This window comes from Pseudomonas sp. VMV1, from assembly GCF_056790235.1.
Map to the genome: position 1 here is coordinate 25,124 of NZ_JBXGSE010000005.1, position 21,040 is coordinate 46,163.

13 protein-coding genes and 1 pseudogene are annotated in these 21,040 nt (G+C 63.1%); 8 read left to right on the forward strand and 6 right to left on the reverse strand.

All coding sequences use genetic code 11. The features are described from left to right. Nucleotides 1–97 precede the first annotated feature (97 nt). Entirely contained in the window at nucleotides 98–2,674 is a 2,577-nt protein-coding gene (gene ligD / locus ACUCV0_RS16375) for a DNA ligase D (protein ID WP_482213150.1), read from the reverse strand. Nucleotides 2,675–2,685: 11 nt separating this feature from the next. After that, on the reverse strand, nucleotides 2,686–3,561 hold the full coding sequence (gene ku, locus ACUCV0_RS16380; protein ID WP_482213151.1) for a non-homologous end joining protein Ku: 876 nt from the start codon (nucleotides 3,559–3,561) through the stop codon (nucleotides 2,686–2,688). 145 nt (nucleotides 3,562–3,706) lie between these two features. On the opposite strand from ku, the gene ACUCV0_RS16385 reads away from it, so the two are divergent. From ACUCV0_RS16385 to ACUCV0_RS16420, 8 genes and pseudogenes are all read left to right on the forward strand, one after another. Beyond that, nucleotides 3,707–4,696 (forward strand): XdhC family protein, encoded by a 990-nt coding sequence (locus ACUCV0_RS16385; protein WP_434776481.1) that lies wholly within the window; start codon nucleotides 3,707–3,709, stop codon nucleotides 4,694–4,696. A 2-nt stretch (nucleotides 4,697–4,698) separates the two neighbouring features. Then, a pseudogene (locus ACUCV0_RS16390) lies at nucleotides 4,699–5,136 on the forward strand (nucleotidyltransferase family protein); the annotation flags it as partial. Nucleotides 5,137–5,346: 210 nt separating this feature from the next. After that, nucleotides 5,347–5,856, forward strand: a complete 510-nt coding sequence (locus tag ACUCV0_RS16395) for a CinA family protein (protein WP_059316868.1) — start codon at nucleotides 5,347–5,349, stop codon at nucleotides 5,854–5,856. Then, a complete protein-coding gene (nadE, locus tag ACUCV0_RS16400; protein ID WP_482213152.1) occupies nucleotides 5,853–6,683 on the forward strand; it encodes an NAD(+) synthase in 831 nt (276 codons plus the stop codon). The genes ACUCV0_RS16395 and nadE overlap by 4 nt, the downstream gene beginning before the upstream one ends. A 459-nt stretch (nucleotides 6,684–7,142) precedes the next feature. Further along, nucleotides 7,143–9,146 (forward strand): alpha-1,4-glucan--maltose-1-phosphate maltosyltransferase, encoded by a 2,004-nt coding sequence (locus ACUCV0_RS16405; RefSeq protein ID WP_313647576.1) that lies wholly within the window; start codon nucleotides 7,143–7,145, stop codon nucleotides 9,144–9,146. Nucleotides 9,147–9,280: 134 nt separating this feature from the next. After that, nucleotides 9,281–12,610, forward strand: a complete 3,330-nt coding sequence (gene treS, locus ACUCV0_RS16410) for a maltose alpha-D-glucosyltransferase (RefSeq protein ID WP_482213153.1) — start codon at nucleotides 9,281–9,283, stop codon at nucleotides 12,608–12,610. Further along, nucleotides 12,607–14,826 (forward strand): 1,4-alpha-glucan branching protein GlgB, encoded by a 2,220-nt coding sequence (gene glgB, locus ACUCV0_RS16415; RefSeq protein ID WP_482213154.1) that lies wholly within the window; start codon nucleotides 12,607–12,609, stop codon nucleotides 14,824–14,826. Before treS ends, glgB begins: the two co-directional genes overlap by 4 nt. A gap of 86 nt (nucleotides 14,827–14,912) precedes the next feature. Next, the gene (locus tag ACUCV0_RS16420) at nucleotides 14,913–15,641 is read left to right on the forward strand and encodes a polysaccharide lyase family 7 protein (protein ID WP_482213155.1); all 729 of its coding nucleotides are present in this window, start codon (nucleotides 14,913–14,915) and stop codon (nucleotides 15,639–15,641) included. Between the two features lie 7 nt (nucleotides 15,642–15,648). Here the strand turns inward: ACUCV0_RS16420 and ACUCV0_RS16425 are convergent, their stop codons facing one another. Genes ACUCV0_RS16425 through glgX form a run of 4 tightly spaced genes read right to left on the reverse strand, consistent with a single transcriptional unit; the run spans nucleotide 15,649 to nucleotide 20,886 of the window. After that, nucleotides 15,649–16,698 carry a lysylphosphatidylglycerol synthase transmembrane domain-containing protein gene (locus ACUCV0_RS16425; protein WP_482213156.1) on the reverse strand — a complete coding sequence of 350 codons (1,050 nt, stop codon included), beginning with the start codon at nucleotides 16,696–16,698 and terminating at the stop codon, nucleotides 15,649–15,651. Beyond that, nucleotides 16,695–17,942 carry a cardiolipin synthase ClsB gene (clsB, locus tag ACUCV0_RS16430; protein WP_482213157.1) on the reverse strand — a complete coding sequence of 416 codons (1,248 nt, stop codon included), beginning with the start codon at nucleotides 17,940–17,942 and terminating at the stop codon, nucleotides 16,695–16,697. Before clsB ends, ACUCV0_RS16425 begins: the two co-directional genes overlap by 4 nt. After that, on the reverse strand, nucleotides 17,939–18,700 hold the full coding sequence (locus ACUCV0_RS16435) for an endonuclease/exonuclease/phosphatase family protein (RefSeq protein ID WP_059314772.1): 762 nt from the start codon (nucleotides 18,698–18,700) through the stop codon (nucleotides 17,939–17,941). Before ACUCV0_RS16435 ends, clsB begins: the two co-directional genes overlap by 4 nt. Continuing rightward, the gene (gene glgX / locus ACUCV0_RS16440; RefSeq protein WP_237140591.1) at nucleotides 18,697–20,886 is read right to left on the reverse strand and encodes a glycogen debranching protein GlgX; all 2,190 of its coding nucleotides are present in this window, start codon (nucleotides 20,884–20,886) and stop codon (nucleotides 18,697–18,699) included. Before glgX ends, ACUCV0_RS16435 begins: the two co-directional genes overlap by 4 nt. Between the last annotated feature and the right edge of the window lie 154 nt (nucleotides 20,887–21,040).

The window sequence follows — 21,040 nt, forward strand, 5'->3', positions numbered from 1 at the left end:
CGACGGCGCTGTCCACGACAACGCTCGTTAGTGCAGACCACGGGTAGCGATAAGGGGTTTCGCTTAGGCGGTACGCTGGCCGACGATAGGCGCGTCGCTAATCCGCGCCCAAACGTTCGCGCCGCGACCGGGTCAGCCCCTGGCGTACCTTCGCATATCCTGCCCAAGGGTCGTCCTTGAGCCCTTCGAGGCGCTGCAGCAGGGTATCGAAGCGCCATTGGTCGCTGGCCTGGAGGGTCGACAGCTCGCCGCGGGCGATGGGTACCGAAACACCGAGGTGCGGGCGGGCGCGCAGGGAAAAAGCGCTGACCGTGGTGGCGCCATGGCGGTTGCGCAGGTAGTCGACGAAGATCCGGCCCTGCCGATTCTGCGCGCCCATCTTGGCGGCAAAGAGCTTGGGCAGGGTAGTGGCCAGGTGCTGCGCCGCGGCCTGGGCGAAGCCCTTGACCGTTTCCCAGTCCTGCCGCCGATCCAGGGGGACCACCAAGTGCAGGCCGCGACCGCCGCTGGTCTTGACGAAGGCCTGTAGCCCCAGCTCGTCGAGGAGGGTGAGCACCAGTTCTGCCGCCTCCACCATGCGCGACCAGGGCAGCGCGGGATCAGGGTCGAGATCGAGGATGAAGCGGTCGGGTCGGTCGATGCGGTCGGCGGTGGCGTTCCAGGTGTGGAATTCCACGGTACCCATCTGGGCGGCACCGATGAGGGCATCGCGGCTGTCGATGACCATCAACGGTGCATGACCGGGATCGAGCTCCGTATCCAGTTCGCGGATGTGGGGAATGGCCAGGGTCTGCTTGTGCTTCTGGAAGATCTGCTCGCCGGCGATGCCTTCGGGGGTACGCACCAGCGCTACGGGGCGATCGGCCAGATGGGGCAGCATCCAGTCCGCCACGGCTTCGTAGTACCGGGCGACGTCTAGCTTCGTCGCGCCGCTGGCCTCGTCGATCACTCGCTCCGGATGGCTGATACGCACGCCAGCTACAGTGGCATCCTTGGACGTGCGCGAGGATTTTCGGCTAGAGGAGGATAAGGGGCCGGATCGTTCAGCTTCGCGCGCTGGTGCCGCTTCTTCCAGTCCGATCTCCTGGGCTGGCTTGTCCTCGCGCAAACCGTGGAAGACGCCCTGACGGACGATGCGATCCTGGGTCATCTCGGCATAGGCGATCTCGCACAGCTGTTCCGGCTTCAGCCAGGTCACCTCGCGATAGGCGGCGCCCTTGGGCGGATCCACCACCGGTGGCCGTTCTACGATCAGCGGCTGGAATCTGGCGTGCAACTGCTTGAGCATCGCCGCGGTGAAGCCGGTGCCGACCTTGCCGGCATAGTGCAGCGCTCCCTGCTCATCATGCAGCGCTACCAGGAGGGCGCCCAGGTGCTGGCGACTCCCTTTGGGTGAGGTATAGCCGACGATGATGAATTCCTGGCGATGGGCACACTTGAGCTTGATCCAGTCCTTGTTGCGGCGGGAGCGATAGGGGCTGCCGAGGCGCTTGCCGATCACGCCCTCCAGACCGAGTTCGCAGGCGCTGGCCAGGATGCGATCGGCCGGTACCTCGAAGGCGGCGGAAAAGCGCAGCAGGTCGCTCTCGTTGCCGTTCTCCAGCAATTTGCCCAGCAGCTCACGGCGTTGCTCGACCGGGACCTCGCGCAAATCCGCGCCGTTGAGATAGGGCAGGTCGAAGAGGTAATAGGCGATACGGCTGTCCTTGCCGGTCTCGAAGGCATTCTGCAGCGCCTGGAAGCTGGAGACCCCATGGGCGTCGTTGACCACGATCTCGCCGTCCAGCCAGGCATTGTCGAGGCCGAGGGCGGCGAGGGCCTTGGCCTGGTCCGGCAGGCGCTCGGTCCAGTCGTTACCGCTGCGGGTGAACAGACTGACCGCGCTGCCCTCGATATGGGCGAGCAGGCGATAGCCGTCGTATTTCACCTCGTACAGCCAGTCTCCCGCCGGTGGGCTGTCGACCAGGGTCGCCAGCTGGGCCTCCAGGGTCGCCGGCAGGTCGGCCTTTCGAGCCTTGGCGGTGGTCTTGCGCGCTGGTGCCTTGGGGCTGGCCGCTTGGGTGGAAGCCTTGGCTTCCTTGGCCTTGGTACCCTTGGCCAGGCGCGGCAGAGTCTTGTCGCTCAGCACGCTGTCAGGCGCCTCCACCGTGATGTCGTACTCGGCGGTATCCCGTGCCTGATCGTCGCGCTCCTTGATCAGCAGCCACTGAGGCTTGTCGCTATGGCCCCGCAAGCGGGTGCGTACCAGGGTCCAGTGGCCACGGAGCTTTTCGCCCCTGAGCTCGAACTTGAGCTTGCCAGCGGCATAGGCTTGCGCCGGGTCGCCGTCGGCCTGCCATTCGCCGCGATCCCAGACGATGACGTCGCCCGCGCCGTACTGGCCTTCGGGAATGCTGCCCTCGAAGCCACCGTAGGCGATCGGATGGTCCTCCACCTGGACCGCCAAGCGCTTTTCACCGGGGTCCAGACTGGGGCCCTTGGGCACCGCCCAACTCTTGAGCGTACCGTCCAGTTCCAGGCGGAAGTCATAGTGCAGGCGGCGCGCATCGTGCTTCTGGATAACGAAGCTCAGGGCACCCTTGGCCTTGCGCCGACGCGGGCTGTCCTCGTCACGCGGCTCGGCGGTGATATCGAAGTTGCGCTTGCGGTTGTATTCGCTGGATGAACTGGCCATGGCGGCGTTCCTCACTTGGCCTTGCGCGTACGGCTGGCAGCCGGGCTACGTCGGCTAGTCGAGCGACCCGCGCTCTTGGGCTTGGGCGCATCCTTGGTCTTGTCCTTCTTGCCACCCAGGCTGCGGCGCAGCAGTTCGGTCAGATCGATGACATCGGCGCCGCTGTCATCGGCCTCGGGTTCCGCAGCGACGGCTTCGAGCTTGCCGTCCTTGAGCTTACGCTCGACCAGGGCCATGACGTTGTCCTTGAAGGTGTCATGGTACTGGTCCGGGTCCCATTGCTCGGTCATGTCGGCCACCAGGCGCTGGGCCATGTCCACCTCCTTCTTGGTGACCTTGGCGTCCAGGCCTTCGAGCCCCACGTCTTCGGCGGATCGAACCTCGTCGGCCCAGCGCAGGGTGTTGAGCACCAGAGCGTTGCCCAGGGGCATGATCACCGCCAGGTGCTGCTTGGAGTGCATCACCAGGTTGGCCACCCCGACCTTGCCAGCGGCGCTCAGGGTATCCCTGAGCAAGGCATAGACCTTCTCGCCATTCTTGTCCGGCGCCAGGTAGTAGGGCTTCTCGAAGTGCAGGATGGAGATCTCCCGGGCTTCGACGAAGGTGAGGATGTCGATGGTGCGCGTGGCCTCGGGGAGGGCATTGTGGATTTCGTCCTCGCTGAGCACCACGTACTTGCCCTTGCCATGTTCGACCCCCTTGACGATGTGCTCGCTGGGCACCTCCTTGCCGGTGGTCTTGTTGATGCGCTTGTAGCCCACCGGGTCGAGACTGCGCTCGTCCAGCCAATCGAAATCGATGCCCGACTGCCGGGTCGCCGAAACGACCGATACGGGGATGTGCACCAGGCCGAAGCTGACGGCGCCTTTCCAGATCGAGCGTGGCATGAGCATTCTCCATAAGGGGGTATCCCTTATGGATAGGCCGGTGATCCCGGGGGTTCCGCCGCTGGGGAACCCCGCTCCGTCGTTGGGTTCTACCCCCGGAACGACGATTTCGCCGTCACAGGCGCAGGGTAGAGAGGAGCAGGGCGTGGACAGTGTCGATCAAGAGGTATTGCGCAAGACCCTGGCCTGGCGACGGGAGGGTCATGGCGTGAGCCTGTTCACCGTGGTCCAGACCTGGGGCAGTTCGCCACGCCCGCCGGGCGCCATGCTGGCGCTGCGTGACGATGGTCAGGTCTGCGGCTCGGTCTCCGGCGGTTGCATCGAAGACGATCTCATCGCCCGGCTACATGCGGGCCAGTTCGCTGGCGACCGTCCCGAAGTGATCACCTATGGTGTTTCGGGCGACGAAGCCGCGCGTTTTGGATTGCCCTGTGGCGGCACCCTGCGCCTGGTGCAGGAGCGAGTCGCGGATGCCGACTGGGTGGCGCAGCTGCTGGAGCGGTGCGAGCATCACCAACTGGCGTTGCGCGAACTGGACCTGGCGACTGGCGAAGTGCGTATTTCCAGCGCCGAGTGCGATGAGCCGGTTTCCCTGGACGAGCAGCTGCTGCGCCTGGTGCACGGACCGCGCTGGCGGCTGTTGCTCATCGGTGCCGGTCAGCTGTCGCTCTATGTCGCCGACATGGCCGCCATGCTCGATTTCGAGGTGCTGGTTTGCGATCCCCGCGAGGAGTTCCGCCAGGGGTGGGAGACGCGCCAGGCGCGCTTCATCTCCGGCATGCCAGACGACGCCGTGCTGTCGATCCGGCCAGACGAGCGCACCGCGATAGTGGCCCTGACCCATGACCCTCGGCTGGATGACCTGGCACTGCTGACCGCGCTGCAATCCGATGCCTTCTACGTGGGGGCGCTGGGCTCGCTGCGCAACAACGACAAACGCCGCGATCGTCTGCTGCAACTGGACGTACCGGTGGCCGCCATCAATCGGCTGCATGGCCCCATCGGCCTGCACATCGGCAGCCATACACCGCCCGAAATCGCCCTGTCGCTGCTGGCGGAGATCGTGGCGGTCAAGAATGGCATCGCCCTGACCCAGAAGAAGCGCGCGCTGGTGGCGGTGGAGCAGGTCGCCTAGGGATGGCATCGGTACAGGTGCTAATCCTGGCGGCTGGTGTCGGCAGTCGTTTTCGCGCGGCAGGCGGCGGCGACAAGTTGCAGGCGATGCTGCCTGGCGCGTCTCAACTGAGCGTATTGCAAACGACCTTTCGCCTCTGGAGGGGCCTGGGTCTGCCGTGCCTGGCCGTGGTCTCGGATAGCGCCCCCTGGCGCGCGGAGCTGGCGCTCCAGGAAGGACTGCAGGTCTTGAGCCTGCCCACCACCGGCATGGGTGACAGCCTGGCCGCCGCGGTACAGGCGACCCCAACGGCAACAGGCTGGTTGGTCGCACTCGGTGATATGCCCTTCGTCCAGCCATCGACGGCTCGCCAGCTGCTGGAACTGCACGAGCCCGGGCGTATCGTCGTGCCCCGGAATCAGGGGCGGCGCGGTCATCCGGTGCTCTTTGGTCGGAATTTTGCCGCTGGGCTAAGCGAGCTCCAGGGTGACGAAGGAGCGAAACGGCTCCTGCGCCAAGGCCAGGTGCTAGAGCGGGAGGTCATGGATCCCGGCATCCACTGCGACATCGACACCCCTGCCGATCTGGAAAAACTGGCCCCGGTCAGCCCCGAACTTCCCCGAATCGCTGTTCTTCCAACGCAGGAGAACGCTATTTGGAGCAAGACGATCATGAACACCATCGAGTCCATGCTGGACTATCTCAAGGATCACGAGCTGCAGCTCACCACGGCGGAATCCTGCACCGCCGGCAAGGTGGTCGGACTATTGTCGGAAATCCCAGGTAGTGGGAGCTGCATCGAGTCCGGCTACGTCGTCTACTCGCCCGAAGCCAAACAACGGCTGTTGGGTGTCAAGCCCGAGACCATCGAACGCTACAACCTCACCAGTGAAGAGGTCGCGCGCGAGATGGCCGAGGGCGCGCTGCGCGACAGCCCAGCCCAGATAGCCATCGCCAATACCGGTCTGGCCGGCCCAGGGGGTGCCGACGGCATCGCCCAGGGAACCGTCTGTTTCGCCTGGGGTTACCGGGTGAACGAAGACATCGTGCTCTATTCCGAAACGCGGCTTTTCCCAGGCGATCGGGAGGCGGTACAGCTGGCCGCCGCTCGTCATAGTCTTGATGCCGTGGTGCCCTATCATCAACGTCTTGAACGCGAATCCAAGGAGAACGCCCGATGACCGAAGCCCTTCAGCGCGACATCATCCAAGCCTTGCAGGTCCCGGAGCATTTCGATCCGGCCGAGGAAGTGGAGCGTCGCATCCAGTTTCTCAAGGATTACCTGCTGAACAGCCAACAGGAAAGCTATGTACTGGGCATCAGCGGCGGCGTGGATTCCTCCACCGCTGGTCGTCTGGCCCAATTGGCCGTGGAGCGGGCGCGAGAAGAGAGCGGCAACGCGCGCCTGAGATTCATCGCCATGCGCCTGCCCTATGGAGTCCAGCGCGATGAGGAAGATGCCCAGCGCGCGCTTGCATTCATCCAGCCCGATGAGACCCATACCGTCAACATAAAGCCCGCCAGCGACGCCATGCTCGCCTCGGTCCGAGAAGCCAAGGTGGCCTTCAATGACGAGCTCCATGAAGACTTCACCTTGGGAAACATCAAGGCGCGTCAGCGCATGATCGCCCAGTACGCCGTCGCCGGGGCGCGCCGGGGCCTAGTGATAGGGACCGACCATGCGGCTGAGGCCCTGATGGGTTTCTATACCAAGTTCGGTGATGGCGCCTGTGACCTCACCCCCTTGCACGGCCTCAACAAGCGGCGGGTACGGGCCGTGGCCGAGTGGCTGGGCGCGCCTGACGATCTGGTGCACAAGGTACCCACCGCTGATCTGGAATCCCTGTCGCCAGGCAAGGCCGACGAAGATGCCTTTGGCATCACCTATGCGGAAATCGACGATTTCCTCGAAGGCAAGGCAGTGAGTCCGGCGACCCTGGAGATCATCCTCAACACCTACCGCCGTAGCGCACACAAGCGCGACTTGCCCTATACGCCTTTTCATTGATTTCAATGACTTAGGCTACTTAGTTTAGGTGGATACTCATCTGTAGGGCCATTGCTCGGGTGTTCAGGCGCGACGCTTCGATGCGCTGTAGTCGATACCGAAGCGTTCGCGCTATAGGCTATAAAAGACTTTAGATTTCTTGTTCAACCTATTGAATAAGAAGGTTTTATTAGCATTTTTCGAAAGTCTCAGTCATCGCTGTTCGGCTGAACTTTTGCGCGTTGCCGGCGCTCAGACTCTTTCAGACATACCCGCGTGAGCGATTCCGGTAGCAGTAGGGCCGCGGCTGTCAGGAGTGGTGCCTTTCGAGGCATCGCTGTGGACTATCGACCCCCTGTCCCAGGGGGTCGGCCAGCCGGGCCTCTTTGGCGGTAAGCCGAGCAGTAGCGGGTTCATGACCTAGGTCGCATCGCTTGGGCGTTGCGGCCTTTCACGCGTCTCTAGATGGAGTCAGGCTCGATGTCGAACACCGATCTCCCCGGTTCTTTTTCCACGCTTTCCCTCGATCCCGCCACGGCTGCCCAGACCCCACGCATTGCCATCGAGTCGGTAACGCCGACCGTCGACAATGGCCAGTTTCCCGCCAAGGGTATCGCCGGCCGGGTCATTGAGGTGACCGCCAAGATCTTCGCCGACGGCCACGACAAGCTGGCCGCCACCGTGCTCTGGCGGCAGGAGGGCGAGGAGAACTGGCAGCAGGCTCCGTTGACCCTGGAAACCAACGACCTGTGGCGGGGCCGCTTCACGCCGCCAGCGGTGGGTCGCTATGAATTCGTTGTCCAGGCCTGGTGGGACGTCTGGGGTACTTATCGCTACGAGATCGAAAAGAAGTACGCCGCGGGCGTCGGGCTGAACCTGGAGTTGCAGGAGGGCCGTATCCATGTGGAGCAGGCGCTGTCCCGCGCCGAAGGCGAGCAGCGTGGTCCCCTGGAGGCCCTGCTGCAGCGGCTGGATCAGGCCGGTAGCGAAGGTGACAAGGTCGCCGTGCTGCTGGCGGGCGAGGCGAGCCAGGCGATGACGCCGGTGGATGCCTATGTCCATCTGACCCACAGCATCGAATATCCGCTGGACATCGAGCGGGTTCGTGCCGAGTTCGCCAGCTGGTACGAACTCTTTCCGCGTTCCATCACCGACGATCCCCAGCGTCACGGCACCTTCCGCAACGTGATCGGCGAATTGCCGCGCGTGCGCGACATGGGTTTCGATGTGCTGTATTTCCCACCGATCCATCCGATCGGCCTGGCGCACCGCAAGGGTAAGAACAACACCCTGGGCGCCGGTGCCGATCAGCCGGGCAGCCCCTATGCCATAGGCAGCCCGGATGGCGGTCACGATGCGGTGCATCCGGAGTTGGGTAACCTTGAAGACTTCCGTGCCCTGGTGGCCGCGGCGGCCGACCATGGCCTGGAGATCGCACTGGACTTCGCCATCCAGTGTTCGCCCGATCACCCCTGGCTGCAGGAGCATCCGGGCTGGTTCTCCTGGCGTCCCGACGGGTCCATGCGCTATGCGGAAAACCCACCGAAGAAGTACCAGGACATCGTCAACGTCGACTTTTATGCCAAGGATGCCGTGCCGGATCTGTGGCTGGCGCTGCGCGATGTGGTTTGGCACTGGGTGGAGCAGGGTGTGAAGATCTTCCGCGTCGACAACCCCCATACCAAGCCACTGCCGTTCTGGGAATGGCTGATCGCCGATATCCGTGGTCGCGACGCCGATGTGATGTTCCTCGCCGAGGCCTTCACCAAGCCGGCCATGATGGCGCGCCTGGGCAAGGTCGGGTACAGCCAGAGCTATACCTACTTCACCTGGCGCAACACCAAGGCCGAGCTGACCGAGTACCTCACCGAACTCAATGAAGCACCGCTGCGTGACTGCTATCGGCCGAATTTCTTCGTCAACACGCCGGACATCAATCCGGTCTTCCTGCAGAACAGCGGCCGTCCCGGCTTCCTGATCCGCGCGGCTCTGGCCACCATGGGTTCCGGTCTGTGGGGGATGTATGCCGGCTTCGAACTCTGCGAGGGCGCGCCCCTCACCCCGGGCAAGGAGGAATACCTGGACTCGGAGAAATACGAGCTGCGCCCGCGCGACTTCTATGCGCCTGGCAACATCATGGGCGAGATCGCCCAGCTCAACCGGATCCGCCGGCAGAACCCCGCATTGCAAACCCACCTGGGGTTGAAGGTCTACACCTGCTGGAACGACCAGATCCTCTACTTCGGCAAGCGCACCGATGACCTGGGCAACTTCATCCTGGTGGCCATCAACCTGGATCCCTTCAACGCGCAGGAAGGTCACTTCGAACTGCCGTTGTGGGAGCTCGGCCTGGACGATAACGCCACCACCTACGGCGAGGACCTGATGACCGGGCATCGCTGGGCCTGGCACGGCAAGACCCAATGGACGCGCCTGGAACCGTCGATGCCCTTCGGCATCTGGCGCATCCAGGCGGGCCACTAGCGACCTCTCAGGCGGGTCGGCCAGGCAGCCAGGGAATATCCCGGCTTGCCTGGTCCGGCCCGTCCCCATCGCCGGGCGGCATGGACGACCGGTGCACGCATCTGATTCAGACGCCCTGTTAAGGACCTGACGACATGGCAAAACCTAATAAAGCTCGTTCCCGCAAACCTGCCGCCTTCATCGATGATCCGCTGTGGTACAAGGACGCGATCATCTACCAGGTGCATGTGAAGTCGTTCTTCGACTCCAACAACGATGGCATCGGTGACTTCCCGGGCCTGATCGACAAGCTCGACTACATTGCCAGCCTGGGCGTCAACACCATCTGGCTGTTGCCGTTCTATCCGTCGCCACGTCGTGACGATGGCTACGACATCGCCGAATACCGCGGTATTCACCCCGACTACGGCACCATGGCCGATGCCAAGCGATTCATCGCCGAGGCCCATGCCCGTGGCCTGCGGGTGATCACCGAGTTGGTCATCAACCACACCTCCGACCAGCACCCCTGGTTCCAGCGGGCACGGCGTGCCAAGAAGGGTTCGGCGGCGCGCAACTTCTACGTCTGGTCCGATGACGACCAGAAGTACGACGGCACCCGCATCATCTTCCTCGACACCGAGAAGTCCAACTGGACCTGGGACCCGGTCGCTGGCCAGTACTTCTGGCACCGCTTCTATTCCCACCAGCCGGACCTGAACTTCGACAATCCCCAGGTCATGAAGGCGGTCATCTCGATCATGAGGTACTGGCTGGACCTGGGCGTCGACGGTCTGCGCCTGGACGCGATTCCCTATCTGGTGGAGCGCGACGGTACCAACAACGAGAACCTTCCCGAGACCCATGTGGTGCTCAAGGAGATTCGCGCCGAGATCGACGCCAACTATCCGGACCGCATGCTGCTGGCCGAGGCCAACCAGTGGCCGGAAGACACCCAGCTGTACTTCGGTGATGGCGACGAATGCCACATGGCCTTCCACTTCCCGCTGATGCCACGTATGTACATGGCCATCGCCCAGGAAGACCGCTTCCCCATCACCGACATTCTGCGCCAGACCCCGGAGATTCCGGCCAACTGCCAGTGGTCGATCTTCCTGCGCAACCACGACGAACTGACTCTGGAGATGGTGACCGATCGCGAGCGGGACTACCTCTGGAACTACTACGCCTCGGATCGCCGCGCGCGTATCAACCTCGGCATCCGTCGGCGTCTGGCGCCGCTGCTGGAACGTGACCGTCGCCGTATCGAGCTGCTCAACAGCCTGTTGCTGTCGATGCCCGGTACCCCGACGATGTACTACGGCGACGAAATCGGCATGGGTGACAACATCCACCTGGGCGATCGCGATGGCGTCCGTACCCCGATGCAGTGGTCGGTCGACCGCAACGGCGGCTTCTCCCGCGCCGACCCAGCCAGCCTGGTGCTGCCGTCGATCATGGACCCGCTCTACGGCTATCAGGCGATCAACGTCGAGGCCCAGTCCCGCGATCCCCATTCGCTGCTCAACTGGACGCGGCGCATGCTGGCCGTGCGCAAGCAGCAGAAGGCCTTTGGTCGTGGCACCCTGAAGATGCTGTCGCCCACCAACAGACGCATCCTGGCCTACCTGCGCGACTTCACCAACGCCCAGGGCGAGCACGAGACCATCCTCTGCGTGGCCAACGTCTCCCGCGCTGCCCAGGCGGTAGAGCTGGACCTGTCCAACTTCGCCGGTCAGGTACCAGTGGAGATGATCGGCGGCAGTGCCTTCCCGCCTATCGGCCAGCTGCCCTACATGCTGACCCTACCGCCCTATGGCTTCTACTGGTTCTACCTGGCCGGCAACGAACAAATGCCCTCCTGGCACACCGAGCCCCCGGCGCCGATGCCCGACTACCAGACGGTAGTGATCAAGCGCAATCTGCAGGAGCTGCTCGACGGCGAGCCGCGCCGCATCTTCGAAGAGGTGCTGCCGGTCTATCTGCCCAAGCGCCGCTGGTTCGGTTCCAAGGACGAGGCCATCACTGGCGTGCGTCTGGACTACGCCGCCCAGATCAATACCCCCAAGCTGCCGGTGATGTTCAGCGAAGTGGTGGTGACCAACGCCAAGGGCGAGGAGCGTTATGCGCTGCCGCTGGGCTTCCTCGCCGAAGAGGACCAGCACTGCAGCCCGCTGGCGACCCAGCTGGCCATCTCCCGCATCCGGCACGTGCGCCGCGTTGGCCTGGTGACCGATGCCTTCGCCTTGACCAGCTTCGTGCATGGCGTGTTCGACGCCTTCCACAAGGGGGCCAAGCTCGCCTTGCCCGCGGGTGAACTGAGCTTCGAGGTCTATGATCAGGTCGAGGACTTCGCGCTGGATCCGGACATCGAGATCAAGCACCTGGGTGTCGAGCAGTCTAATAGCTCGCTGATCGTCGGCGACCACCTGATGCTCAAGCTGATCCGCAAGGTGGCGCCGGGTATCCATCCGGAAGTGGAAATGGGGCGCTATCTGGCCCAGGCTGGGTTCGCCAATATCGCCGCCACCCACGCCGTGGCCCAGCGCATCGCGGCCGATGGCACGCCGCATGTGCTGATGCTCGTGCAGCAACACATCCACAACCAAGGTGATGCTTGGACCTGGAGCCTCGACGGGCTGGATCGGGTCACGCGTGATCTGCTCAGTGGCGGCATCTCCGACGTGGAGAACGAGTTCACCGCCATGGGCGACCTGGCCGCCTTTGCTGGCGTGCTCGGCAAGCGCCTGGGTGAAATGCACCTGGTGCTCGCTCAGCCCACTGACGATGCGGCCTTCGCCCCGGAAACCGTGGACGCCCAGGCGGCCAAGGAGCTGGCGCATCGCGTCCGCGTTCAGGTGGACGGCGCGTTGGATACCCTGCAAGGCATGGGCGATCAGCTCGATGCCACCGGCAAGCAATTGCTGCAAGGGCTGGTCGGCAAGCGCGAGGCGCTGGCCAAGCGCATCGAGGCGCTGGCGGCCGATGTGGAAGGGGGCCTGCGCATCCGCGTCCATGGCGACCTGCACCTCGGTCAGGTACTGGTGGCGCAGGACGATGCCATCCTCATCGACTTCGAAGGTGAGCCGGCGCGTTCGCTGGAAGAGCGGCGTGGCAAGTACGGTCCGCACAAGGATGTCGCCGGGGTCCTGCGTTCGTTCGACTACGCCGCAGCCATGGTTACCCAGTCCAGCAATGCCGGTGCCGATACCTCGGACGAGAATCTGCGTCTGCGTGCCAAGGCTGCGGAAACCTACCGGAATTCGTCCTATGCAGCCTTCCTGGAAGCCTATCGCACCGCAGCGGCCGACATTGGCCACCAGTGGAGCGAGCGGGGCGAACAGGCGGCGCTGGATCTCTACAGCCTGGAGAAGGCCGTCTACGAGATAGGCTACGAGGCTGCCAACCGACCCACCTGGATCAACATCCCGCTACGTGGCGTCGTCGCCATTGTCGAGACCCTCTTGTCTGGAGCCCGCGCATGACCGATCACACCACCGCCTCCGTCGCTCCCCTGGACGACGCTCGGCTCTCGGCTGCCGAAGCCGAGTCGCTGGCCCGCGGCGAGCACGGCAATCCCTTCGCCGTGCTTGGTCCCCATCCCGATGGCGAGGGCGTGATCGTCCGCGCCTTCCTGCCCAACGCCCTGGGTGCTGAGCTGGTCGATCGCGTGAGCGGTCGGCCGCTGGCCCAGATGCAACCGGGACGGGTGCCCGGCTTGTTCGTCGCGCGGCTGGAATATGCCGCGCCCTACAAGATGATGATCCGCTGGCCCAGCGGTGTGCAGGAAACCGAGGATCCCTATTCCTTCGGGATGCTGTTGGGAGAAACCGACCTCTATCTGTTCAACGAGGGGCGTCACCGCAACCTTGGCGAGACCTTCGGCGCCCAGCGCTGCCAGGTCGACGGCGTGGAGGGCGTACGCTTCGCGGTTTGGGCACCCAATGCCCGTCGGGTCTCGGTCGTCGGGGACTTCAACAGCTGGGACGGGCGCCGGTTGCCCATGCGCCTACGCGCCAACAGCGGCGTCTGGGAACTGTTCGTGCCGCGCCTGCCGGTGGGAACGGCCTACAAGTACGAGATCCTCGGCCAGCACGGTGTGCTGCCGCTCAAGGCCGACCCCATCGCCCTGGCGGCGGAATTGCCCCCGCGTACCGCTTCGGTGGTCGCCGACAACAAGCCCTTCACCTGGCACGACCAGGACTGGATGACTCGGCGCCGTGAACTCCAGGGCCTGGAGGCGCCGATATCGGTGTACGAATTGCACGCTGGGTCCTGGCGCCGGGAGGGCGGTGACGAAGGTCGCCTGTACAACTGGCGCGAGCTGGCCGAGCGCCTGATTCCCTACGTTCGCGAAATGGGTTTCACCCATATCGAGCTGTTGCCGATCATGGAGCACCCCTTCAGCGGCTCCTGGGGTTACCAGCCACTGGGTCAGTTCGCGCCCACCTCGCGTTTCGGCTCGCCGGCTGATTTTGCCGCCTTCGTCGATGCCTGCCACCAGGCGGACATCGGTGTCATCCTCGACTGGGTACCGGCGCATTTCCCCACCGACGAACACGGCCTGGCCCGCTTCGACGGCACCGCGTTGTACGAGTACGAACACCCCTACGAGGGCTTCCACCAGGATTGGAACACCTACATCTACAACCTGGGGCGCCATGAGGTGCATGGCTTCATGCTGGCCTCGGCCATGCACTGGCTGAAGCATTTCCACATCGACGGCCTGCGGGTCGACGCCGTGGCCTCCATGCTCTACCGCGATTATTCGCGCAAGCAGGGCGAGTGGATCCCCAACATTCACGGCGGCCGCGAGAACCTGGAGACCATCGCCTTCCTGCGTCATCTCAACGAGGTGGTCCATGAAGAAGCGCCGGGTGCCCTGGTGATCGCCGAGGAATCCACCTCCTGGCCGGGCGTCAGCGCGCCGGTGAGCGAAGGTGGCCTGGGGTTCGACTTCAAATGGAACATGGGCTGGATGAACGACACCCTCCACTATGTGGAAGAGGACCCGGTCTATCGCCAGTACCATCATCACCAGATGACCTTTGGCCTGGTGTACGCCTGGTCGGAGCGTTTCGTGCTGCCCATCTCTCATGACGAGGTGGTACACGGCAAGGGCTCGATGATCGAGAAGATGCCAGGTGACGTCTGGCAGAAATTCGCCAATCTGCGCAATTACCTGAGCTTCATGTGGACTCACCCGGGCAAGAAGCTGCTGTTCATGGGCTGTGAGTTCGGCCAGTGGCGCGAATGGAGCCACGACCGCGAGCTGGACTGGTTCCTGCTGGAGCATGGCACCCATCGCGGTGTGCAGCAGTTGCTCGCCGATCTCAACCATCTCTATCGTCACGAGCCGGCGTTGCACGAGCGCGACCACCTGCCCGAGGGCTTCGACTGGGTGGTGGGCGATGATAACGGCAACAGCGTCTTCGCCTGGCTGCGGCGGGATGCCCAGCAGCGGCCCCTCCTGGTGATCGCCAACTTCACCCCGGTACCGCGCAACGACTATCGCGTGGGCGTGCCTGCGCTGGGTCACTGGCAGGAGATCTTCAACAGCGATGCCGAGCGCTACGGCGGCTCCAACCTGGGCAATGGCGGCGGCGTGACGGCGGAGGAGGTCGCGGCCCACGGCCAACCGGCGTCCCTCAACCTGAACCTGCCGCCCCTCGGCCTGCTGGTGTTCAAGCCGCAAGGTTGATCCGGAGCGCCTTCCGCGGGCGCTCTGGCTGACAAGCATCACCTGTCTGGGTGATGCTTGTCAGGCATCTGGCAACCGAGAAGCCCATGATCGATCTCGCCGAATGGAATCTGACGGTACCGGTACCCATGCCTGTGGCTCAGGTACAGACCGCCGAACTCAACAGCAGCGGTTTTCGCAGTCCCTATCTCATGCGGGGCCAGGGCGGCACCTTGCTGTTCTGGGTGCCGGTGACGGGCACCCCGCAACCCTTCGATGACTATCCCGCCACCGAATTGCGCGAGACGCGACCGGATGGCAGCACCTATGCGTGGAAGTACCGCGATGCCGATGCGCTGTTGCAGGCGGAAGTCGCCGTACAGCAGGTGCCGTCGCGTCCAGAGGTCGTCATCAGCGAGATCGAGGACCAGGCCCGGGTGCCCGCCGCACCCGAACCGCTGTTGCAACTGGTCTACCAGGTGGAGCGCTCGACCGAAGAGGATCGGGGTCAGACGACGCAAGGCCAGCTGATCGCCCGGCTAAGGGAGAGCCCCAGCGACAGTCCCAAGGAGGTCATTCTGCTGGAACGCCTGCCACTCAACAGTCGTTTCAGCTACGACATCAAGCTGGCGCGCACCGGTGTACTCACCGTGCGCGCCCACGGCGCGGGTTCCCGCACGGGAGACCTGGGTCTGCAACTGGATGGCGCCTGGAGCGACCACCACCTGTATTTCAAGGCAGGCGCCCGCTTGCGCGATGGGGAGGGGCCCGCCAACGAAGGCGGGCGGGTGCTGTTCTACCGCCTGATTTCGATGCACCAGCCCAACAACCGTTGAGGCTGCTTCAGCGTGCACCCTGTTCATGCTGCTTGCGTTCTTCCCGGCGGTCGTTGCTGCGCTTGAGCTTCTTGGCGCGGCTTTCCAGGGCGAAGTAAAGCACGGCAGCGATAAGCAGGGGGACGATGAAATACAGCGTCCGATAGCCAAGCAGGGCGGCGATGATCTTGCCCTGGGAGAGGCCGTCATTGGCCAGCAGGGCGATGAATACCGTCTCCAGCACCCCTACACCGGCTGGGATGTGGACGATGACCATGGCGATGCTGGACAGCAACAGCACCCCGAGCACATGCAGATAGTCCACCTGGCGGCCGAGGAAGAGATAGACGATCGCCGCCATGGCCATCCAGTTGACCGACGACACCAGCAGTTGCAGGCAGGCCATGCGCAGCGAGGGCAGGGCGAGACGCTGCTTGCGGATCGTCCACTCCCGTTGCTTGGCGAAGGTACACACCCCCAGATAGAAGACGATGAAGGCGAGCAGGCCGAAGCCGATCAGGCGCAAGGTGGTATCGCCGACGAACCAGTTGGGCGGCATGTCCACCACACCGCTGACGAAGATACCGCCGGCCAACAGGACGTAGCCCAGCCAGTTGGTAGCGATGCTCAGCGAAAAGATCCGGGTGATGGTGCCGCTGGAAAGTCCTAATCTTGAGTAGAGGCGATACCTCATGCCGATGCCACCCACCCAGGTACTTAGGGTGAGGGTGAAGGCGTAGCAGATGAAGGACACCAGGAACACCTGGCGCTTGACCAGCTTGTGGCCGCAGTAGGCGCGGCCGATGAGGTCGTAGCAGCCGTACATGACGTACGACAGCACCACCAGGCCCCCGACCATGGCGAGGGTAGTGATCTTGTAGCCGGTGAATACTTTCCAGACTTCGCCCCAGTCGACCTTGCGGGCGTAAATCACCAGCAGGACGATGACCGCGATCAGGAAGACCCAGGCCAGGATGCGTTTGGCCAGGGCCCAGCGGCTGTTCTGCGGCTTGTCCGCGGTCTGCTGATGGTCTTCGTCGCCCTCGGTATGTTCGAGGGTGTCGCTGCGGCTGCTCATCGTTGGGGATACCTTGAAATCGTGGGGTCCACGCGGTCCTGGGTTTCGAGCTCGGGCTGAACCGGTGGGCTCACCAGTTCGATCTTGGGCGTGTGACCGGGCAGCCAGCCGACCCAGGCAGGGAAATGGCGCAGGAAGTGAAAGACCAGCATCGTCTTGGCCAGGTGCCAGTAGGTACGCTTGGGCACCTTGTTGCTGTCGACGTGCTCACAGTGATTCTGGATCAGGGATTCCAGGCGACCGCGTAATCCACGGTTGAAGGCGTGGTCGTGAAAGATCAGATTGCATTCCAGGTTGAGCGACAGGCTCAGGGGGTCGAGATTGCTCGATCCTACCGTGGACCAGTGCTCGTCCATGGTCGCCACCTTGCCATGCAGGGGTCTGAGGCAGTACTCATAGATCTCCACTCCGGCCTTGACCAGGTAGTTGTAGAGCATCTGGGCGCCCACCTTGACGATGGCCATGTCCGGCTCGCCCTGGACGATGAGGACGACCCGTACGCCACGTTGCGCCGCATTGCGCATCTCTCGCAGCAGGCGATAGCCCGGGAAGAAATAGGCGTTGGCGATCACCACCTCGCGCTTGGCGTTGCGCAGCATCTCCAGGTAGTGCGTCTCGATATCGGCACGGTGGTCGTCGTTGTCGCGAAATACCAGCAGCGCCTGGGCATTGCCCGGATTGCGGTTGTTGGCCGGCTTCTGCGAGCGCTTGCCCCACCAGCGGTGGGTTTCCTCGGGAGAGTTGATGGCATCGCGAGCGAAACGGTGGATGTCATCGACGATGGGACCTTCCACCTCGACGGCATAATCCTGCTTGGCTTCCGGTCCGAAGTCGCCCAGGTGTTCGGCGGAATAGTTGATGCCACCGATGAAACCCAACCGGGCATCCACGACCACGATCTTGCGATGCAGGCGGCGGAAGAGGTTGGTCCTCATTCCCATCACCAGCGGGCGCGGGTCGTAGTAGCGGAAGCGGACACCGGCATGGACCATCTCGTCGAGAAACTCCCGCGGCAGATCGGGAGAGCCATAGGCGTCCACGGTGATGTCCACCTGGACGCCACGCTTGGCGGCGGTTACCAGCTCCTGCTGCAGGGCTTTGCCGACCTTGTCATAGAAGAGAATGAAGGTCTCGATGATGACTTCACGCTCGGCCTCGCGGATCGCTTCGAAGACCCGTGGAAAGAAGTCTTCGCCGTTTTCCAGCAGGGCGATGCGGTTTCCGTCCCGCCATTCGAAATTCATAGATGGAAGTCCGCAGCCAAGGGGGCATGGTCGGACAGGTGCGACCATGGCTGATTGCCCAGCACCTGTGGGCGACCGACACTGACATTGCGGGTATAGATGCGATCCAGGCAGAGCAGGGGACGCTTCGCCGGAAAGGTCTTGGGTAGCCGTCCCGCGGTCTTCATGAACACTTCTTCGAGGCCTGCGCCCTGGCCAAGGATGTCATTGGCCTTTTGCCGCCAGTCGTTGAAATCCCCGGCCACCACGACAGGCGCGTCGCTGGGCAGGGAATTGATGTGTTCGCAGATCAGCTTCATCTGCATCTGGCGATGCTTCTCGCGCAGACCCAGATGGACGCAGATGACATGCAGATCCAGGGCCTGATCGGGAATGCGCAGGACGCAGTGAAGCATCCCGCGTTTTTCCGGACCGGCGATGGAAATGTCGAAGTTGTCGTAACTGACGATGGGAAACTTCGACAGCACCGCATTACCGTGATGGCCGTCCGGGTAGACCGCATTTCGCCCGTAGGCGAAATCGGTCCACATCGAATCGGCCAGGAACTCGTACTGCGGCGCAGCCGGCCAGTTCTCGAAGCGCAACGGGTGTTTCTCGTGGGTGCCCAACACCTCCTGCAAGAAGACAATGTCCGCTGACACCGTCCGCACCGCTTCGCGCAACTCCGGCAAGATGAACTTGCGGTTGAAGGACGTGAAGCCCTTGTGCGTGTTGATGGTCAGGACCTTGAACGAAAAACCCTGTTGCGCATTCGTCATGCCTGGCGCTTCCTCCGCTTGGTCTGGGTCAGCTCGAACAGCAATACCGAGCGTCCGGTGACCTGATAGGTTTCTCCGAATTTGAAGACGTCGCCGGTATCCAGGTCAGGCTGATTGGTATCCAGCTGCAGGGACCAATGCTCGCCCATGGGGACTTCCGGCAGGGTGAAATCCACCACGTCATAGTGAGCATTGACCAGAATCAGCAGCGAGGTATCCGCGCCCTTGCGGCGAATGCCGGTCGGCTGGGCCCGGCCATCAAGCAGGATGCCCATGCACTTGTTGCTGCCGTCCTGCCACTGCTCGTCGCCCATCTCGGTACCACCGGGCTGCAGCCAGGTGACGTCCTTGACGCCCAGTTCCTCGTTGTAGGCACCGGTGAAGAAGCGGCTACGACGCAGCAGGGGATAGCGACGACGCAAGTCGATCAGATTGCGCACGTACTCTTGCAGCTCGGCACTCTTGTCGCTGATTTCCCAGTTCACCCAGCCGATTTCGCTGTCCTGGCAGTAACCGTTGTTGTTGCCGCCCTGGGTACGGGCGAACTCGTCACCCGCCAGCAGCATGGGCGTGCCCTGGGAGAGGAACAGCGTGGCCAGTAGATTGCGCATCTGCCGATAGCGCAGCTCGATGATTTCCGGATCGTCGGTCTCGCCTTCGACACCGCAGTTCCACGACAGGTTATGGGAGTGACCGTCGTTGTTGCCTTCGCCATTGGCCTCGTTGTGCTTGTCGTTGTACGACACGGTGTCGGCCAGGGTGAAGCCATCGTGGGCGGTCACGAAGTTCACGGAAGAATAGGGCTTGCGACCACGGCGGTTGAACTTGTCGCCGGAGCCCAGGAGGATCTTCGCGAAATCGCCGATCTTGTCTTCGTCACCCTTCCAGAAGGCACGCGCGGTGTCGCGGAAGGTATCGTTCCACTCCATCCAGCCGGGCGGGAAGTTGCCGACCTGGTAGCCACCGGGGCCACAGTCCCAGGGCTCGGCGATGAGCTTGGTCTCGGCCAGGATCGGATCCTGACGGCAGGCATGCAGGAAACCGCCGCCTTCGTCGAAGCCGTCCGGCTCACGGCCCAGGATGGTCGCCAGGTCGAAGCGGAAGCCGTCCACACCCATTTCGGTCGCCCAGTAGCGCAGCGAGTCGGTCACCATCTGCAGGACGCAGGGGTGGCTCATGTTCAGGGTATTACCGGTGCCGGTGTCGTTGATGTAGTAGCGCGCATCATCGGGCATCAGGCGGTAGTAGTTGGCGTTGTCGATGCCCTTGAGCGAGAGGGTCGGACCCATCTCGTTGCCTTCGGCGGTGTGGTTGTAGACCACGTCGAGAATGACTTCGAGGCCGGCATTGTGCATGCGCGCGACCATCACCTTGAATTCGCCAATGGACTGACTGGCCATGTAGCGCGAATGCGGGGCGAAGAACGCCAGGGTGTTGTAGCCCCAGAAGTTTCTCAGGCCCTTTTCCAGCAGGTGGTTGTCGTCGAGGAAGTAGTGGATCGGCATCAGTTCGACGGAGGTCACGCCGAGGGACTTGATGTAGTCGATCACCTCGCTTTCCTGCAGACCGGAGAAGGTGCCTCGGGCATTCTCGGGCACTGCCGGGTGCAGCATGGTGTAGCCGCGGACGTGGGTCTCATAGAACACGGTGCGATCACGCGGGACACGCGGATGGGTGGTGTTACCCCAGGTGAAGGCAGGGTCGATCACCCGGCAGCGCGGCATGAAGGGGGCGCTGTCACGCTCGTCGAAGGACAGATCGCCATCGGCATGGCCGATGGTGTAGCCGAACAGGGCATCGTTCCACTCCAGCTCACCGACGATCTGCTTGGCGTAGGGATCGATCAGCAGCTTGTTGTGGTTGAAGCGATGGCCATTCTGCGGCTCGTAGGGGCCGTGTACACGGTAACCGTAGAGAGTGCCAGGACGAGCATCGGGCAGGTAGCCGTGCCAGATCTCGTTGGTGAATTCCGGCAGTTCGATGCGCTCGATTTCTTCCTTGCCTTCATCGTCGAAGAGGCAAAGTTCGACCTTGGTGGCGTTGGCGGAAAAGATGGCGAAGTTCACGCCGGAGCCGTCCCAGGTAGCGCCCAGGGGGTAGGGCAGGCCTTCACGAACACGAGACTTGGACTTACTGATGAAAGTGGTCGCTTCGGTTAAGGGCTTGTTGGAATCAGTTGAAGTCATTTCGACGCTCTCGGGATAGCTAGGAAGGAAGTAGCTCTGACTCGGCTCTCAATACCTGCCGGTGGCTGAATCGATACAGATCCGGCTACCTGTATATGAAAGGCCCGACGCAGCGCAGTTCCAAGCCCTGATGGCTAACCGACAAAGCGTTGTT

Excerpts from the sequence above, each read along its gene's own strand:
- ligD (WP_482213150.1), bottom strand. The coding sequence starts at position 2,674 with ATGGCCAGTTCATCCAGCGAATACAACCGCAAGCGCAACTTCGATATC.
- ku (WP_482213151.1), bottom strand. The coding sequence starts at position 3,561 with ATGCCACGCTCGATCTGGAAAGGCGCCGTCAGCTTCGGCCTGGTGCAC.
- ACUCV0_RS16395 (WP_059316868.1), top strand. The coding sequence starts at position 5,347 with ATGAACACCATCGAGTCCATGCTGGACTATCTCAAGGATCACGAGCTG.
- nadE (WP_482213152.1), top strand. The coding sequence starts at position 5,853 with ATGACCGAAGCCCTTCAGCGCGACATCATCCAAGCCTTGCAGGTCCCG.
- ACUCV0_RS16405 (WP_313647576.1), top strand. The coding sequence starts at position 7,143 with ATGTCGAACACCGATCTCCCCGGTTCTTTTTCCACGCTTTCCCTCGAT.
- treS (WP_482213153.1), top strand. The coding sequence starts at position 9,281 with ATGGCAAAACCTAATAAAGCTCGTTCCCGCAAACCTGCCGCCTTCATC.
- glgB (WP_482213154.1), top strand. The coding sequence starts at position 12,607 with ATGACCGATCACACCACCGCCTCCGTCGCTCCCCTGGACGACGCTCGG.
- ACUCV0_RS16420 (WP_482213155.1), top strand. The coding sequence starts at position 14,913 with ATGATCGATCTCGCCGAATGGAATCTGACGGTACCGGTACCCATGCCT.
- ACUCV0_RS16425 (WP_482213156.1), bottom strand. The coding sequence starts at position 16,698 with ATGAGCAGCCGCAGCGACACCCTCGAACATACCGAGGGCGACGAAGAC.
- clsB (WP_482213157.1), bottom strand. The coding sequence starts at position 17,942 with ATGAATTTCGAATGGCGGGACGGAAACCGCATCGCCCTGCTGGAAAAC.
- ACUCV0_RS16435 (WP_059314772.1), bottom strand. The coding sequence starts at position 18,700 with ATGACGAATGCGCAACAGGGTTTTTCGTTCAAGGTCCTGACCATCAAC.
- glgX (WP_237140591.1), bottom strand. The coding sequence starts at position 20,886 with ATGACTTCAACTGATTCCAACAAGCCCTTAACCGAAGCGACCACTTTC.